Annotated in this window: 16 protein-coding genes; 14 read left to right on the top strand and 2 right to left on the bottom strand. The window is 38.3% G+C overall.

The annotated features are described in order from the left end of the window. Window positions 1-14 precede the first annotated feature (14 nt). From ACYVQZ_RS01840 to ACYVQZ_RS01830, 3 genes are all read left to right on the top strand, one after another. On the top strand, window positions 15-869 hold the full coding sequence (locus ACYVQZ_RS01840; protein ID WP_461239697.1) for a methyltransferase domain-containing protein: 855 nt from the start codon (window positions 15-17) through the stop codon (window positions 867-869). A 181-nt stretch (window positions 870-1,050) separates the two neighbouring features. Beyond that, on the top strand, window positions 1,051-1,560 hold the full coding sequence (locus tag ACYVQZ_RS01835) for a tRNA (cytidine(34)-2'-O)-methyltransferase (protein ID WP_461239696.1): 510 nt from the start codon (window positions 1,051-1,053) through the stop codon (window positions 1,558-1,560). Window positions 1,561-1,613: 53 nt separating this feature from the next. After that, complete coding sequence (locus ACYVQZ_RS01830; protein WP_461239695.1) at window positions 1,614-3,902, top strand: FtsK/SpoIIIE family DNA translocase; 2,289 nt, start codon at window positions 1,614-1,616, stop codon at window positions 3,900-3,902. 56 nt (window positions 3,903-3,958) lie between these two features. On the opposite strand, the gene ACYVQZ_RS01825 is transcribed toward ACYVQZ_RS01830, so the two are convergent. Both ACYVQZ_RS01825 and ACYVQZ_RS01820 read right to left on the bottom strand, forming a co-directional pair. Continuing rightward, on the bottom strand, window positions 3,959-4,078 hold the full coding sequence (locus tag ACYVQZ_RS01825) for a DUF4044 domain-containing protein (RefSeq protein ID WP_461239694.1): 120 nt from the start codon (window positions 4,076-4,078) through the stop codon (window positions 3,959-3,961). A gap of 66 nt (window positions 4,079-4,144) precedes the next feature. Further along, window positions 4,145-5,104 carry a magnesium transporter CorA family protein gene (locus ACYVQZ_RS01820; protein ID WP_461239693.1) on the bottom strand — a complete coding sequence of 320 codons (960 nt, stop codon included), beginning with the start codon at window positions 5,102-5,104 and terminating at the stop codon, window positions 4,145-4,147. Window positions 5,105-5,203: 99 nt separating this feature from the next. On the opposite strand from ACYVQZ_RS01820, the gene ACYVQZ_RS01815 reads away from it, so the two are divergent. From ACYVQZ_RS01815 to ftsZ, 11 genes are all read left to right on the top strand, one after another. Further along, window positions 5,204-5,542 (top strand): DUF3397 family protein, encoded by a 339-nt coding sequence (locus tag ACYVQZ_RS01815; protein ID WP_461239692.1) that lies wholly within the window; start codon window positions 5,204-5,206, stop codon window positions 5,540-5,542. A 164-nt stretch (window positions 5,543-5,706) separates the two neighbouring features. Continuing rightward, complete coding sequence (mraZ, locus tag ACYVQZ_RS01810; protein ID WP_461239691.1) at window positions 5,707-6,135, top strand: division/cell wall cluster transcriptional repressor MraZ; 429 nt, start codon at window positions 5,707-5,709, stop codon at window positions 6,133-6,135. Window positions 6,136-6,151: 16 nt separating this feature from the next. Next, window positions 6,152-7,102 carry a 16S rRNA (cytosine(1402)-N(4))-methyltransferase RsmH gene (gene rsmH, locus ACYVQZ_RS01805; RefSeq protein WP_461239690.1) on the top strand — a complete coding sequence of 317 codons (951 nt, stop codon included), beginning with the start codon at window positions 6,152-6,154 and terminating at the stop codon, window positions 7,100-7,102. 18 nt (window positions 7,103-7,120) lie between these two features. Further along, entirely contained in the window at window positions 7,121-7,504 is a 384-nt protein-coding gene (gene ftsL, locus ACYVQZ_RS01800) for a cell division protein FtsL (protein ID WP_461239689.1), read from the top strand. Next, window positions 7,504-9,666, top strand: a complete 2,163-nt coding sequence (locus ACYVQZ_RS01795) for a penicillin-binding transpeptidase domain-containing protein (protein ID WP_461239688.1) — start codon at window positions 7,504-7,506, stop codon at window positions 9,664-9,666. The genes ftsL and ACYVQZ_RS01795 overlap by 1 nt, the downstream gene beginning before the upstream one ends. 13 nt (window positions 9,667-9,679) lie before the next feature. Beyond that, a complete protein-coding gene (gene mraY / locus ACYVQZ_RS01790; protein ID WP_461239687.1) occupies window positions 9,680-10,642 on the top strand; it encodes a phospho-N-acetylmuramoyl-pentapeptide-transferase in 963 nt (320 codons plus the stop codon). A gap of 27 nt (window positions 10,643-10,669) precedes the next feature. After that, the gene (murD, locus tag ACYVQZ_RS01785; RefSeq protein WP_461239686.1) at window positions 10,670-12,049 is read left to right on the top strand and encodes a UDP-N-acetylmuramoyl-L-alanine--D-glutamate ligase; all 1,380 of its coding nucleotides are present in this window, start codon (window positions 10,670-10,672) and stop codon (window positions 12,047-12,049) included. Then, window positions 12,046-13,146 (top strand): undecaprenyldiphospho-muramoylpentapeptide beta-N-acetylglucosaminyltransferase, encoded by a 1,101-nt coding sequence (gene murG / locus ACYVQZ_RS01780; RefSeq protein WP_461239685.1) that lies wholly within the window; start codon window positions 12,046-12,048, stop codon window positions 13,144-13,146. The genes murD and murG overlap by 4 nt, the downstream gene beginning before the upstream one ends. A gap of 17 nt (window positions 13,147-13,163) precedes the next feature. Next, window positions 13,164-14,012 (top strand): cell division protein FtsQ/DivIB, encoded by an 849-nt coding sequence (locus tag ACYVQZ_RS01775; protein WP_461239684.1) that lies wholly within the window; start codon window positions 13,164-13,166, stop codon window positions 14,010-14,012. Between the two features lie 138 nt (window positions 14,013-14,150). Next, a complete protein-coding gene (gene ftsA, locus ACYVQZ_RS01770; RefSeq protein WP_461239683.1) occupies window positions 14,151-15,530 on the top strand; it encodes a cell division protein FtsA in 1,380 nt (459 codons plus the stop codon). A gap of 23 nt (window positions 15,531-15,553) precedes the next feature. Next, window positions 15,554-16,771, top strand: a complete 1,218-nt coding sequence (gene ftsZ, locus ACYVQZ_RS01765; RefSeq protein ID WP_461239682.1) for a cell division protein FtsZ — start codon at window positions 15,554-15,556, stop codon at window positions 16,769-16,771. Window positions 16,772-16,792: the final 21 nt, after the last annotated feature.

Genomic DNA, 16,792 nt, shown 5'->3' with positions numbered 1-16,792 from the left:
GAAGGACGAAGAGATTGAAAAAAATTGATATTGCAGCCAATTTTGTGGCACAAAATTTAGCGTTATTTATTTGTCCGGTTTGTCAGGCACCAATGCAATCGGTTGATGAGCATAGTGTGATTTGTGAAAATGGTCATTCGTTAGATTTTAATAAGCATGGCTATTTATACTTTTTAACACACGGTGTAAAAAGTGAATACGGCGATGGCATGTTAAGTGCAAGACGACAAATCTTAACAGCCGGTTTGTTTGATCCAATTATCAATCATATTAATCAACAGCTATCAGATCAGCCACAAAAAATTTTAGATGTTGGTTGTGGTGAGGGAACGCCATTAAGTAAATTGGAACATCTGCGAGATAATCGAGATACTGCAATTGGCTTTGATATTTCAAAAGATGGCATTAATTTAGCCACTCAACTGCCAACTGATGCTTTCTTCTGTTTAGCAGATTTACGAAATTTGCCTTTTGCTGATCATAGTTTTGAAACCATTATTGAATTATTTTCACCGTCAGATTATCAAGAATTCAAAAGACTATTGGCACCAGATGGCACATTGTATAAAGTGATTCCGAATGCTGGCTATTTACAAGAAATTCGCAAGTTATTGTACCCAGATGGTGAACTGAGCACCTATGACAATCAAAATGTGTTAACACTATTTAAGGAACACTTTGAGCACGTCACAGTCAAACAGCTTCAGTATCAGTTTGAAGTGCCAGAAAATTTACGGGCTAAAATCATCGAAATGACACCACTTCATTGGGGTAAAAATGCACTGTCGCCTTCTGCTGAGCAAATTAGGAATCTAACGAAGGTGACCGTTGATGTATCAGTACTGCAGGCACAAAATGATAAAATTTGATAAAGTTTGCATTTTGTAATTAATAGTGATACATTATGTTGTAGAAATCGTTTGGTAGCTGACATCGACATGTCGTTGGCAACTATCAAGGAGTACTTCATTAAAGCAGCGTTTCGCCGTGCCCACACCGAGACCCTGCTTTTTAGTTTGCTTAAATTACTTAGCATGAGGAGTTTACAAATTGACTAATCATATCGTATTATTTGAACCATTGATGCCAGCCAACACTGGCAATATTGCCAGAACATGTGCGGGAACAGATACCAAGCTACATTTAATTAAGCCATTGGGATTTTCTGTTGATGACAAACACATGAAACGCGCCGGGCTAGACTATTGGGATAAAGTAGATATTACATATCACGAAAATTTGCCAAGTTTTATTGAGAGCATCGATAACTTAGATCAGCTATATATTGTATCTAAATTTGCATCACAAACATATGTTGATCCAGACTATACAACAACTGGCGATCATTATTTTTTGTTTGGCAAAGAAACGACTGGATTGCCAGAACCATTTATGCGTCAGTATCCACAAAATGCAGTACGAATTCCGCAAGATGATGAAAACATCCGGGCCCTTAATTTATCGAATAGTGCTGCGATTGTCATATATGAAGCATTGAGACAACAACAATTTAATCATCTAGATCGTGTGCACGAATATCCGAATGATAAATTAAAGTAATCAGTGGTAACTGGTACAATAAGATCAGAATGAAATGAAAAGAGGAACTTTTTGTGGCTGCTAGAAAAAAAGCAAAACGAACAAAAAAAACCACACAACGACGAAAAAATGAATCTGCGATTAATAATTTAATCGGTGTCGTTTTAATTTTATTAAGTTTGCTAGGCTTATTTAACCTAGGCGCAATTGGAACCTTTATTGCTAACGTTTTAAGAATTCTCGTGGGCCAAACCTACCAACTATTAATTTTAATTATTATGTTGTATGCTGTTTTTTTGACGTTTCAAGGAAAGCTGCCCAAGTTTAAACCCCGATATATAATCGGCGTTTTATTTGCGTATGTGGGATTATTACTCTTATTTCACGGCATCATGTTTAATCAAATGAACCGTCATACTGACTTTATTGCGATTACTTGGACCAATTTAAATCAAGATATTATGCAAGGCAGCATTGATATGAGTGTTGGTGGGGGGATGATAGGTGCATATTTATATGCCGGTGCCTACTATCTACTTTCTTCGATTGGCACAATGATTCTATCAGTTTTACTGATACTGATCGGTATTGTTGTCTTTTTCAACCTACCAATGAATCGGATTTTAAATAAAATTGCTCAAAACAGTAAAAAAGCATGGCTGGCGTTCAAAAGCAACCGTGCAACACGGCGTGCCAAACAAGAAAAAAAGCAACCACAAAAACAGTCACCTGTGTCAGCCAAAAAAACTGGGGACAAGCCACTGATGGTTGAGAGTGAAAAAGATTTACCTTTGCCGCATAATCAAGAAGACAAAAGACCACAGCAGACCAGCATGCCGATTGAGCCAAACATCAATGTTGCAAGTGACAAAGTGGGTGATGAAGCCAACCATTCAGATGATGAAGTGACGCTGCAACCAACTCAAGAAAGTGAAAATACAGATTATCAACTGCCAGGTGTTGATCTGCTAACCAAGGTTGCCGATACTGATCAAAGTGGTGAGGTAGATGCAATTAAGAAAAACACTGAAACACTGCGAGCAACATTGTCATCCTTTGGTGTTGAAGCTCAAGTCGAGAATGTTAATTTAGGGCCGTCAGTAACAAAATATGAATTAAGACCAGCGGTGGGCGTCAAAGTTAGTCGTATTACACATTTAGCGGATGACTTAGCATTAGCTTTAGCAGCGAAAGATATTCGGATTGAGGCGCCGATTCCAGGTAAGTCTTTGATTGGGATTGAAGTGCCTAACAAGCAAATTGCCACTGTTGGTTTCCGTTCAATGATTGAGGCAGCTCCTAAGAACGATAAAATGCTAGAAGTGCCTTTGGGCCGTGCAGTAACTGGCCAAGTAGTGATGGCTGACTTAACTAAAATGCCACATTTGCTAATTGCTGGAGCCACTGGGAGTGGTAAATCAGTGGCAATCAACGTAATTATCACGAGCATTTTGTTGAAGGCCAAACCACATCAAGTTAAGTTCTTGATGATTGATCCAAAAAAAGTGGAGTTGAGTGTTTATAATGGCATTCCACATTTGCTGAGTCCCGTTGTCTCTGAGCCAAAACGAGCTTCTAAAGCACTGAGTAAAGTAGTGGCTGAAATGGAACGACGGTACGAACTTTTTGCTGGATTTGGTGTGCGTAATATTAAGGGTTATAACAAAATGGTTCAAGAAGCCAATGAAAAAAATGATGACAATGATCCGTATTTACCACTTATTTTAGTGATTGTTGATGAATTAGCCGATTTAATGATGACAGTTTCCAATGATGTTGAAGATGCGATTGTCAGAATTGCTCAAATGGGACGTGCTGCCGGAATTCACATGATTTTAGCGACGCAACGACCATCTGTCGATGTTATTACCGGACTGATTAAAGCCAATGTTCCATCACGAGTCGCCTTTGCGGTGTCTAGCGGGATTGACTCACGAACCATTTTGGATACGAACGGGGCAGAAAAATTACTTGGCCGCGGTGATATGCTGTTTATGCCAATTGATCAAAATAAACCAACACGAGTACAAGGTGCATTTATTTCAGATAAAGATGTTGAGTCCGTAGTTGACTTTATTAAAAAAGAACAACCGGCAGAATATGATGACAACATGGTTGTTAAAGACGAAGAATTGCAGGCAGCTGAACAAAGTGATGATGTGGATGATTTATTTAATGACGCAGTTGACTTTGTTGTAGATCAGCAAAAAGCGTCGACGTCGTTGGTTCAACGCCGTTTCCGAATTGGCTATAATCGTGCCGCCAGAATGATTGATGAAATGGAACAACGTGGGATCATTGGTCCTTCAGAAGGCTCAAAGCCACGCCAAGTATATAAGCAATCATCCAAAAATGAAGAATAAAAAAAGATCTCGTCAACGAGATCTTTTTTGGTTCATATGGCTAATTTCGTCCAATTTTAATATAATCCGAGTCCGGCAACAGCACCGAAAATGAGACTGCCGACCATGGAAATAATCATAATCCAAACAACTACCATGGTAACTTTTTCAAAGTTTGAGCGTTTTTTCTTCTGCATGGAAATAATTCCGCCTTTCCAAAATTCTTCAACTAGTGTACCCAATTTTTTATTGAATATCAAATGTTACATGTAATTATGACGTTTTAAAATTTGCATTGTCACGACACAAATTACGATGGTCATGACTAAAATCCAAGTGAAAGCACCGACTATGTGAGCATATGGGAGCGCAACGTTCATCCCATACAACCCGCCAATAATAGTTGGCACGGTTAAAATAATGGTAATAGAAGTCAACTTTTTCATAACATCATTTAAGTTGTTGGAAATTACCGATGAAATCATATTACTGTATTGGTCTAAGACCCTCGATTGTTTGTTGACCATCGTCTGTGCTTGCTGATTTTCAATCATGGCGCGTTGGGTGATAAAAGACACTTCGTTATCGTTGAAATAAGCATCCGTACTATCTGTTTTGGATAGGACGGTCTGATTTTGTTCTAACGCTGTTTGAAATTCGATGAGCGATTTTTGAATGGCCATAATTTGATAGATTTGCGAATTTTGGGTAGCCGATGTTAATTGACGTTCAAGTAAATCCATTTTTTTAGCGGTTTCATTCAGCGCATTCACAAAATCGTGTGAAATAAACCAAAAAATTTGCGATAAAAACTTTTCGCGATCTTGAATAATGCGACTCAATTTATGTTGATGCATGATAAAATGTTGAATAAAAGCTGCCGGATGTTTAGAGACAGTGATAATCACATTGTTCGTTAATATAAATTGAATCGGGTAGGTACTATATTCAATGTATCCCAATGGACTAGTGGTGTACTTTGGATACTGCATTAAAACGGTTAATGGATGTTTTTCATTGAGATTATTGCCAGAAATTCTGGAATTTTCTTGATCATCCAGAATAGCTGTGAAATAATTTTTAGGTAAATTAAACTGGGTTGTTAAGGTTTTAATATCTGCTTCGCTTGGTGCTTCCACATTGACCCAACTGGCATCTTCAATTTGAAGGTCACTGGGTAGGAGTGTTAAATTAGTTTCATGTGCAGAAAAGTATTGGATCATCGTACCACCTCTTTGGTCCATATTTTAACGAATTGGCATCAATCGTGCAATTTTCGTGAAAAAATCATTCACTAAATTTAAAAGGAACAACTAAATCAAATGAAAGTTTTACTAACACAATTTATCGCTATTATTATCCTATCAATTGTTGCCGCAATTTTGCGGCGAGTTTTTTATCACATTTGGCCTAAACCAATTCACTATTTCGATTTTTGGCCACCCGTTTTATTGTGGTTTAGTTATCAAAATATCTCAATTATCTGGTTTGCTTACGTTATTTTGATTTGGTCGGTGATTACCGTTAGTATCGTTATCTATCAGTGGCGACATTATCATGAATTTATTTACAAGCGCTTCGTTCCTGTTTTTTGGCGTTTAACATTATTGTACACAGCAGTTGCTTATATGTTTTCTGTTGGTTTAAAAATATTGGGATAATCTCCCACTTAGTCCCCACATGCTGAAAAACATTGATATCATAAGCCTTTGAGTAATCAAAGGCTTATTTTTTTGATTAAATTACAAAATTTTGGGATTTTGTGGTGAATAGTGGGGGAATGTGGTAGACTAAAATCAAGCTTTAGTGAAGGGGGTGATTAGTCGTGTTCATGGGAGAATTTTCACATTCAATAGATACAAAGGGACGACTAATTATCCCCGCCAAATTTCGCGAACAGTTAGGTGACCAATTTGTGGTGACTCGCGGGATGGATGGCTGTTTATTCGGTTATCCACAAACAGAATGGCAGAATCTAGAAGCCAAGTTAAGTGAATTACCACTAACCAAGAAAGATTCACGGGCGTTTGTTCGATTCTTCTATTCAGCAGCCACTGAATGCGAATTTGATAAACAAGGCCGAATCAATATTCCTCAGACACTGGCTAAACACGCAGATCTATCAAAAAAGTGTGTCATTGTTGGTGTCTCAGAACGATTTGAAATATGGAGTGAAGATCGTTGGAATAACTTTGCAAGTGAAGCTGAAGAAAACTTCGATGAAATTGCAGAAAAAATGGACTTTGGTATGTAAGGATTAGGAGAAATTAATGACTGAATTTAACCACATCACGGTGCTATTGAAAGAGGCTGTTGCCGGTCTGAATATCTCAACAAATGGTATTTATGTCGACGCAACTCTTGGTGGTGGCGGCCACAGTCGTGAAATTTTAACTCAACTTGACCCAAATGGTCATTTATATTCATTCGATCAAGATCAAACGGCTATTCAGTATAACCAAGATAACTTGGCTACATATATTGACAACAATCAGTTAACGCTCGTTCAAAACAACTTTCGAAATTTGACGGTTGCGTTGAATGAATTAGGCGTTAATGAAATTAATGGCATTGTCTATGATTTGGGAGTTTCATCACCGCAATTGGATGATGGACAAAGAGGGTTTAGTTATCAGCATGATGCACCATTAGACATGCGAATGAACCAAAACCAAAAACTAGATGCCTACCAAGTGGTTAATGAGTGGTCTTACGAAAAATTGGTTCGTATTTTATCACGATACGGTGAAGAATCCTTTGCCAAACCAATTGCTCGTTCTATTGAAAAAAATCGTGCGAATCAGCCGATTACAACCACGTTAGAATTAGCGGAAATTGTTAAGAATGCGATTCCAGCAGCAACTAGACGGCATGGCGGTCATCCAGCCAAGAAAAGCTTTCAAGCAATTCGCATCGCGGTAAACGATGAACTTGGCGCATTAGAAGACTCATTGGAACAAGCACTTAATCTGTTAGCGGTTGGTGGTCGCATCAGCGTCATCACATTCCAGTCCCTGGAAGATCGGTTAGTGAAAACGATGTTTCGCGAACAAACCACCATTCAAGATTTACCGGCAGGTTTACCTGTAATTCCAGATAACATGCAACCAAGTTTCAAATCAATTACGCGAAAACCGATATTACCAACTCAAACAGAATTAGAACAAAATCATCGTGCACATAGTGCCAAGTTAAGAATCATTGAAAGAACAAAAAAATAAATAAGGAAAGTGATCATCATGGCAGATAACGCGGCAAAACAGTATAATTCACAAGAATGGCAACAAGCAGTTGAACAACCTCGGGTTGCCCCAAGTCCTCAAGTAGCACCAAATCGGGCACCTCTTAAGGTCACTTGGTCACGATTTGAAAAAATACTAGTAACAGCCTGTGGTTTAGTGTTAACATTTATGATGGTAGCTTTGGTGTCTACAAAAATTACTTTGACGAATAATCAGCATCAGTTGCAAAACGTCAATACAAAAATTACTAAAATTAGCAATAAAAATAGTAGTGCTAAACAAGTCATAAGTGAATTAACAAGCCAGTCTCACCTGGAAAAAGTCGCAAAAAAACATGGTTTGACACTTTCTAACAACAATATAAGGAACGTCAATAAGTAATGAATAATCGACCTAAACGAACGAACAGTAGTAAAACAGTTAAAAATCGTAAAATATTCGGCCAATGGCTGTTTTTTCTTTCGATTGGGCTATTTATCATACTGGGCGTTCGTTTTGCATATATTGGTATTTTTAAAGATGTGCAAAATGTCAATTTGAAAAATCGTGCTGAAAAATTATATACCCAACAACATGTTATTCAAGCAAAACGTGGCACTATTTATGATGCCAATAATAATGCGATTGCAGAAGATACAAATACATATACAATTTATGCTGTTATTGATAAGAATCAAAAATCGGCCAGTGGAAAGCCACTGTATGTGACGAATAAACAAAGAACAGCTGAAGTTTTATCAAAATATTTAGGATTGAGTCAAACTAAAATTCGTGAAATATTGACACCTAGCAAACCAAATACGTTTCAAGTGGAATTTGGTAGTGTAGGTGCCAATATTTCGATTGCAACAAAACAGAAAATCGAAAGTGCAAATTTAAATGGCATCAATTTCATTGCTACACCCTCGCGTGAGTATCCTAATGGCAAATTTGCATCACAATTAATTGGGTTAGCGCAGCCAATGACAAATAAAAAGAATCAGCAAACTAGTTTGGTCGGCCAAATGGGAATTGAAAAAGCTTTAAATAGCCAACTGACTGGTGTGAATGGTATTAAAAAAAGTAAAACTGATACTTCTGGCTACCAAATTAATGACTCTCAACAAATTTCAAAAAAAGTGAAAAATGGAAATGACGTTTATACTACACTTGATAACAAATTACAAACATTATTGGAAAATAGTATGGATGCTGCCTATAAAAGCTCACAATCTGAATCAATGAATGCAATGGTCATGAATGCTAAAACGGGTGAAATTGTTGCTGCAACACAAAGGCCAACTTTTAATTCTGATACGAAATCGGGAATTGAAAAACTGTGGCGAAACACGTTAATAGAAGACACATACGAACCTGGTTCAACAATGAAGGTATTTTCACTCAGCGCCGCGATTGATTCTGGTCATTTTAATCCAAATGGATATTATCACTCTGGAACTTATGCAATAGGCGGTGGGCAAGTTACCGATTGGGATCAAGGTGGCTGGGGATCGATCACGTACAAAGAAGGTTTTTTTCGTTCCAGTAACGTTGCAATGGCTCACCTTGAACAACTAATGGGTGCAAAAACGTGGAAAACTTATTTAAACAAATTTGGCTTTTTTGAACCTGTGAAAGTTGGTTTGGGAACTGAAGCAAGTGGGGCGACTCCATTTAAGGGAACATTGGAACAAGCTAATACAGCTTTTGGTCAAGGAATTACTGTTACCGCCGTACAAATGATGCAAGGATTCAGTGCTATCGCTAATAATGGAACAATGTTGAAACCTTATTTTATTAGCAAAATAAAAAATCCAACTACGGGTAAAACCATTAAAAGTTATCATAAAAAAGTAGTTGGTCATCCAATTACTAAGTCTACTGCTAAAAAAGTACGACAGTATATGCAAGGGGTTATCTATTCAAAAGTTGGGACAGGTGGTGTGTACGAAATTCCAGGATATCGAATTGCTGGCAAAACCGGAACTGCGCAAATTGGATCAGCACATGGCTATGAATCCGGCGCAACGAATTATATTTATTCGTTCGTTGGAATGGCGCCTGCAAAAAATCCACAATACGTCATGTACATCACTATGAAAAAACCAAAAAGTAGATCGCAAGTTGCAGAAAAATTCATGTCTCCTGTATTCCAACAAGTTATGAAACAAGCATTGGATGAGCATAAGGCTCAATCGTCTAGTCAGGTAAATTTTGTTAAGGTTCCAAAAATAACTGGAAAGCAAGTCAATAAAGCACAACTACTGTTGACTGATAAGAAATTACAGCCAGTGGTATTGGGAGCTGATTCACAAGTTCTAGAACAGTCTTTTGCTGCCGATCAAAGTGTTTTACAAAAATCTAGAATTTTTGTTAAAACCAGCGGGCAAATGACAATGCCAGATTTGTCAGGATGGTCTAAGTCGGATGTTGATCGTTTTGCAAACTTTACTGGCTTGAAATTAACGCAAAAAGGATCCGGTTTCGTGAAGGATCAGAGTATCAAATCAGGGACAGTATTTCACAAAAACCAAACAATATCAGTAACATTTGAATCAAAATAGGAGAGAGTGAATCATGAGTTTATTAGCTGGAGTATTAACGATTGTCAGTGCTTTTTTAATTACATTTGGCCTTACACCATCGTTAATTAAATATTTTCGCGCTAAAAAAGAAGGGCAACAAATTAGAGAAATTGGACCAAAGTGGCATGCCAAAAAAGCTGGAACGCCAACCATGGGTGGCTTTATGTTCTTAATTGCCATTGTGCTAACCGCAATTTGGGTAGCAGCTTGGCAGAGGCAATTGGACAACGCTATGTGGGCTCTTATTTTGACGTTGATCTTGTACGGCCTGATTGGTATGTGGGATGACAGTATCAAAATTTTCCAGCATCAAAACGAAGGATTTAAACCCTGGCAAAAAGCTTTGGGACAAGTGATTGCAGCGATGGTGTTTACAGCCATTTATCAGCATGAAGGTTTTCAAATGGGCTTTGGCAGTCTTCAGATGGGCTGGTTGTATGGTTTGTTCATTATTTTTTGGCTCGTCGGTTTTTCTAATGCAGTCAATTTAACTGACGGTTTAGATGGCTTGGTTGCAGGAAATGCATCAATTTCATTTTTAGCCTATTTTTTGGTCGCCTTATATCAGCATCAATTTGAAGTAGCGATTTTCTGTTTAGCCGTTATTGGCGGTTTAGTTGGTTTCTTACCATACAATCATAAGCCGGCTAAAATTTTCATGGGTGATATGGGCTCTCTTGCATTAGGCGGCGCACTGGCAGCTGTAGCCATTTTGGTACATCATGAATGGTCATTATTATTGATTGGAATTGTTTATGTTGTAGAAACTGGCAGTGTTATCTTACAAGTAGCTTCATTTAAGTTAACAGGAAAACGAATTTTCAAGATGAGTCCGATTCATCATCATTTTGAAATGTCAGGGTGGAGCGAATGGAAAGTCGATATTGTTTTTTGGTCAACCAGTTTAATTGCATCAGTCATTGCACTAGCTGGAATGTGGGTATTTAATCATTAAAAATGAATTGAAGGAGATCGAAAAAGAATGAAACAAACCACCAAATATCAAAATAAGAAAGTCTTAGTCATAGGCATGGGCATGAGTGGGGTGAATGTTGCGCTATTACTCAAAAAATTGGGCGCGCAGGTGACCATTAATGATAAACAAGACCATGAGGCCAATGATGCTGACGTCATTAAGCTACAACAAAACGACATTACGGTGATCACAGGATCACATCCACTGTCGTTAGTTGATGAAGGCTTTGAATTGGTGGTTAAAAACCCAGGAATTCCATATGATAACGTTTTGGTGAACGCATTTAATCAGAAAAAAATTCCGATCGTCACAGAAGTGGAAATTGCCGCTTCAGTTTTTGAAGGACAATTGGTTGCAGTGACGGGAAGTAACGGCAAAACCACTACCACCACAATGATTACTAAAATTTTACAGCATGCTAAACAAACTAGAGTGCACGCTGCTGGTAATATTGGGATTTCATTTAGTGATGTCGTTGAATCAGCAAAAAAACAAGATACGATTGTTGCGGAATTATCAAGTTTCCAATTAGCAGGAACCATTAACATAAAACCACATGTCGCCGTTATTACTAATATTTTTTCTAATCATTTAGACTACCATAAAACTAGAGAAAACTACGTTGCAGCAAAAATGAAAATCACTGCCAATCAAACGGCTGATGATTTTTTTGTCATTAATTATGATCGAACTGAATGGCAACAGCTAGCAACCCAATCGTTAGCGCAAGTGATTCCATTTTCACGTCAAAATAAAACACAGACAGGGGCTTATCTGAAAAATGGTAATTTATGCTTTAAAGATGAGACAATTATGCCAGCAAAAGATCTAGCTACGATTGGTGATCAAAACATTGAAAATGCGTTGGCGGCAATTGCAGCAACTAAAATCTTAGGAGTCGCAAATGAAGACATTGTGGCCGTTTTGACTACTTTTAGTGGGGTCCGTCACCGTTTGCAATATGTATTAGAATATCAGGGTCGAAAATTTTATAATGATTCTAAGGCAACTGATATTGAGGCAACTCAGATGGCTTTAGCTGGATTTATGCAACCAGTTATTTTACTGGCGGGTGGCCTTGATCGAGGTTATACATTTGAAAAATTGGTGCCGGCATTTAACGCACATGTCAAAGCAATTGTCGTTTCAGGACAGAGCGCAAAAAAAATGGCAGACGCTGCAAAAAAAGCGGGCATTAAACAGATTGAATTTGCTAAGGATTGCGTTGAAGGTGTGCCTCAGGCTTATGCATTGAGCGACCCTGGTGACGTGATTTTATTGTCACCGGCGAACGCAAGTTGGGATCAGTTCGAAAATTTTGAGGTTCGTGGTAATGAATACATTGAAGCAATTGAGAAACTAAGTGGGAAGAAGGAACAATCATGAGATTAATGGTTTCAGGTGGTGGAACGGGTGGCCATATTTACCCCGCACTCGCGCTCATAGAACGTCTTAAACAAGTAGAACCCAACTCTGAGGTGCTATATGTTGGCACTCATCGTGGCCTAGAAAATAAAATTGTTCCAGCTGCGCATATTGAATTAAAGACCATTCAAATCCAGGGATTTAAGCGATCCTTATCACTTGATAACTTTAAAACGTTATTTTTGTTTTTGAAGAGTATTAAAGTGGCCAAAAAAATGATTCGTGATTTTAAACCAGATGTTGTTTTGGGAACAGGCGGTTACGTTAGTGGATCGGTGTTATATGCTGCTGCGAAAATGGGGATTCCCACGGTGATTCACGAACAAAATAGCGTGGTTGGTATTACTAACAAATTCTTGAGTCGTTACGTTGATAAAATTGCGATTTCTTTTGATGCAGCCAAAAACCAATTTCCAGAGCAAAAAGTTGTTAAAACTGGTAATCCACGTGGACAACAAGTTGTTAATCGAAAGAGCGATTTTTCATGGCAAGAGTTTGGACTGGAAGATGATCGACCAACGATGTTGATTTTTGGTGGCAGCCAAGGGGCACCAAAAATCAATTCCAGTGTGGTAGAAGCCATTCCAGAATTTAACCAACGTGCATATCAAATCGTTTTTGCAACTGGACAAAAGCGGTTTGAAACAGTTCAGGCTCAATTAAAGGATCAATCTGTCAATCATAATATTGTCATTAAACCCTATATCAGTAACATGCCTGATATTTTGCCAAAGGTTTCAGTTATCGTGGGGCGTGCGGGTGCAACAAGTATTGCCGAATTAACTGCACTGGGCATTCCATCAATTCTAATTCCTAGTCCGTATGTGACTGCAAATCATCAAGTAAAAAATGCACAATCGTTAGTTAATGTACATGCGGCGGAAATGATTTTAGAGGATGATTTGTCTGGCCAGAAATTAGTAACCGTTGCGGATAAAATGATGCAAAATGAAGACCTTCGCCGCGAAATGTCTCAAAATGCCAAACAAGTTGGGATTGCTGATGCGTCAGATGAACTGATTGAGCTACTAAAAGAAGCCATTAAATTGCATCCATAAAAAAAGGGGGATTGGCGATGAGTGACAAACGCTCACAACGTGAACAACGCTATCGACAGCGACTTGAAAAAATTGAACAAGAACGTCAAGCACAAAAAGCGAACACAAAGGCCGCTCATCGTCCAAAAGACAATATTGGCAATAAGATACCAAATTTAAAAAAACAACGTCAATGGCAGTCGACTTGGCGCGCTGGCATTGTTTTAGGTGTTTTTGGGATTTTGATTTGCATCTCTCTTTATATTATTTTACCAATTAGCAAAATTAATCAGATCAATGTGACGGGTAATCAGGAATTAACGAAACAAGAAGTGATTGCCGCTAGTACTTTAAAAAATAAATTAACTTTGTCTGCGCTTTTTAATGAGGGGAAATATACACCAATTGCTAAACAAAAAAATGCTAAAGTTGCTAAGTTGAATATCAAAGTGACCGGAATGCAGTCTGTTAACGTTCAGGTGACCGAAAATCGAACAGCAGGTTATTTAGAAAAAAATAATCGATATTACGCAATGTTAGAAAGCGGGTATGTTGAAAAAAATGGGCATGCCAATCCAGTTGGTGGACGGCCGATTTATTTGAATTTTAAATCGACAAACATTGCTAAAAAAACAGTGACGCAATATGCGAAATTGTCGGATTCAATCAAAACTGCGGTATCTGAAATTCAATATGCACCAACGAAAACTGATCCACAACGGATAAAAATCTATATGAGCGATGGCAATTTGGTGATGGTGAAATATAATCAACTATCAGAGAAGATGAATTACTATCCTGAAATCGCCAAAAATATGAGTGCAAACGGTGTTGTAAACCTTGAATTAGGTGCTTATTCATATGCTTACACTGATAAAGATAAATAATTACCATTCAGGAGATAACAATTCCGTTCTAAGACTTTCAGAATGCCCATTAAGTGTGGTAAAATTTCATTAGTTGAAATTTAAAATTAACTACTATTATAAAAAATATTATAAATGACATAGGAGGGTTCCTCGAACATGGATAATTCAGGGCTGTTTGTTGGATTAGATATTGGAACCACCTCGATTAAAGCGATTGTTTGTGAAAATGTAAAAGGTCAATTGAATGTTGTTGGAGTTGGAAGCCAGCCATCAGCCGGACTAAATCGTGGAATTATTGTTGACATTGATAAGACAGCTCAAGCAATCAGAGCAGCTGTTAATCAAGCCCAAGAAAAAGCAAATGTCAAAATCAATGATGTCGTCGTGGGAATACCAGCTAATTATTTAAAAATTGAAAAATGCAAAGGCATGGTCACTGTTGGTGAACAAAACCAATCGCGTGAAATCACAGATCAAGATGTATTTGCCGTTGCTAAAGAGGCATTAACGCAAAATATTGCGCCTGAGCGAGAAGTTATTGATTTGTTGGCTAATGAATTTATCGTTGACGGTTTCGATCAAATTAAAGATCCACGTGGAATGGTTGGCGTGCGGTTGGAATTACATGCAACTTTATTTACAGGGCCAAAAACCATTGTGCATAATACCAAAAAAGCGATTCAAAAAGCTGGCTTAAAAATTCGTGACATGGTTGTGACACCACTCGCAGTTGACACGAATATTTTAAATGACGGTGAACAAGACTTTGGTACGGTTGTCATCGATATGGGTGGCGGCCAGACGACGACCAGTGTCATTCATGATCATCAGTTAAAATTTAGTTATGTTGATGAAGAGGGTGGACAATTTATCACAAAAGATATCTCCATCGTCCTTAACACTTCGCTACAAAATGCTGAACGCCTCAAACGTGATTATGGGTTTGCAGATAGTAGCCAGGCGGATGACGCTAATGAGTTTTCAGTTGAAGTAGTTGGCCAACAGGAACCAACCACTGTTAGTGAAACTTACCTTGCGGAAATTATTGAAGCACGGGTTATGCAAATCTTTGAAAGAATTCATGATCGTCTGATGCCTATTAAGGGCCTCGAATTGCCTGGTGGTATTGTGATTACTGGTGGTGTGGCTGCATTACCAGGAATCGTGGAATTAGCTCAAAGAATGTTCAATACAAATGTAAAAACATATGTGCCTAATCAAATGGGCATTCGCCATCCTGGGTTTACACAAGGAATTGCGCTTGCAATTTATGAATCGAAATTAGTTGATATTGATGTGATTGTGAAACAAGCTGTGGCAAATGCTGATGTTACTAGGCGAATTTCCAATAATGAAACTAGCATGCCAAAGCGTAGTACCCATCAAGCTAAGACAAGTAAAAAGAGACCAGAACCGCAACCATCACAAAAAGCACCAAAAGTTCAAAAAACAACAGTTGCAAATGAAAACGAAGAAAAACCAAAAAAAGATCGCTTAGAAGGCGTCAAAAGTTTCTTCAACAATTTCTTTGATTAAGTAAATGACGGAGGATGTTAAACATGGATTATTCAATGGATGCTGGCCAACAATTTGGCGCAAAAATTAAAGTCATCGGAGTTGGTGGCGGTGGTAGCAATGCCGTTAACCGAATGATTACAGAAGATGTTAAGGGTGTTGACTTTATTGTGGCCAACACTGACGTGCAGGCGCTTGAGTCTTCTGCAGCAGAGACAAAAATTCAATTAGGACCTAAATTAACTCGTGGATTAGGTGCAGGCTCTAACCCAGACGTTGGGCAAAAGGCCGCTGAAGAAAGTGAAGAGCAAATTTCTCAGGCACTTGAAGGCGCTGATATGGTATTTGTGACTGCTGGTATGGGCGGTGGAACTGGAAACGGTGCAGCCCCTGCAGTTGCTAAAATTGCTAAAGATCAGGGCGCATTGACGGTAGGTGTTGTCACTCGCCCATTTAGTTTTGAAGGACCAAAGCGTGGTAAGTATGCTGCTGAAGGTGTGGCTAAACTAAAAGAAAATGTTGATACGTTAATTGTGATTGCTAACAATCGTCTATTAGAAATTGTCGACAAAAAGACACCAATGATGGACGCTTTTAAAGAAGCCGACAATGTGTTGCGTCAAGGTGTTCAAGGTATTTCTGATTTAATTACATCACCTGGCTATGTTAACTTGGATTTTGCTGATGTCAAAACCGTTATGGCGAATCAAGGATCTGCATTAATGGGAATTGGTTCAGCTGATGGTGAGAACAGAACTGCTGAAGCAACTAAAAAAGCTATTTCATCACCATTGTTAGAAGTTTCAATTGATGGTGCTGAAAATGTACTATTGAACATTACCGGTGGCCCAGATCTGTCATTGTTTGAAGCCCAAGATGCGTCAGACATTGTGACACAAGCAGCAACGACTGATGTTAATATCATTTTCGGAACCTCGATTGATGAAAGTCTCGGCGATGAAGTTCGAGTTACAGTGATTGCTACTGGTATTGATAAGCAACGAGCTAACAGTGCCAAAGCTACTACAAAAGCACAACCACGTTCTGACAAAAAAGATGATCCATTCGATGGTTGGGATATGCAGACTTCTGAAAACACCGCAGATCAGGATACTCAATCTGAAACAAATTTTGATCAAGTTGAGAAACCAGATTTTAATGTTTTCAGTGATGATACCAATAATGTGAGCGATGACAGTAATGACGATGGATTAGAAACGCCACCATTTTTCAAACGCCGTCGTTCTGATTCAGATCAGTAATTTGATTTTTGACCAAAGGAG

This window comes from Paucilactobacillus salsurae (assembly GCF_054784995.1).
This window is presented reverse-complemented; position numbering and strand designations above follow the sequence as displayed.

Coding starts and splice junctions, on each gene's coding strand:
- ACYVQZ_RS01825 (WP_461239694.1), bottom strand. CDS start 4,078: ATGCAGAAGAAAAAACGCTCAAACTTTGAAAAAGTTACCATGGTAGTT.
- ACYVQZ_RS01820 (WP_461239693.1), bottom strand. CDS start 5,104: ATGATCCAATACTTTTCTGCACATGAAACTAATTTAACACTCCTACCC.
- ACYVQZ_RS01815 (WP_461239692.1), top strand. CDS start 5,204: ATGAAAGTTTTACTAACACAATTTATCGCTATTATTATCCTATCAATT.
- rsmH (WP_461239690.1), top strand. CDS start 6,152: ATGACTGAATTTAACCACATCACGGTGCTATTGAAAGAGGCTGTTGCC.
- ftsL (WP_461239689.1), top strand. CDS start 7,121: ATGGCAGATAACGCGGCAAAACAGTATAATTCACAAGAATGGCAACAA.
- ACYVQZ_RS01795 (WP_461239688.1), top strand. CDS start 7,504: ATGAATAATCGACCTAAACGAACGAACAGTAGTAAAACAGTTAAAAAT.
- mraY (WP_461239687.1), top strand. CDS start 9,680: ATGAGTTTATTAGCTGGAGTATTAACGATTGTCAGTGCTTTTTTAATT.
- murD (WP_461239686.1), top strand. CDS start 10,670: ATGAAACAAACCACCAAATATCAAAATAAGAAAGTCTTAGTCATAGGC.
- murG (WP_461239685.1), top strand. CDS start 12,046: ATGAGATTAATGGTTTCAGGTGGTGGAACGGGTGGCCATATTTACCCC.
- ACYVQZ_RS01775 (WP_461239684.1), top strand. CDS start 13,164: ATGAGTGACAAACGCTCACAACGTGAACAACGCTATCGACAGCGACTT.
- ftsA (WP_461239683.1), top strand. CDS start 14,151: ATGGATAATTCAGGGCTGTTTGTTGGATTAGATATTGGAACCACCTCG.
- ftsZ (WP_461239682.1), top strand. CDS start 15,554: ATGGATTATTCAATGGATGCTGGCCAACAATTTGGCGCAAAAATTAAA.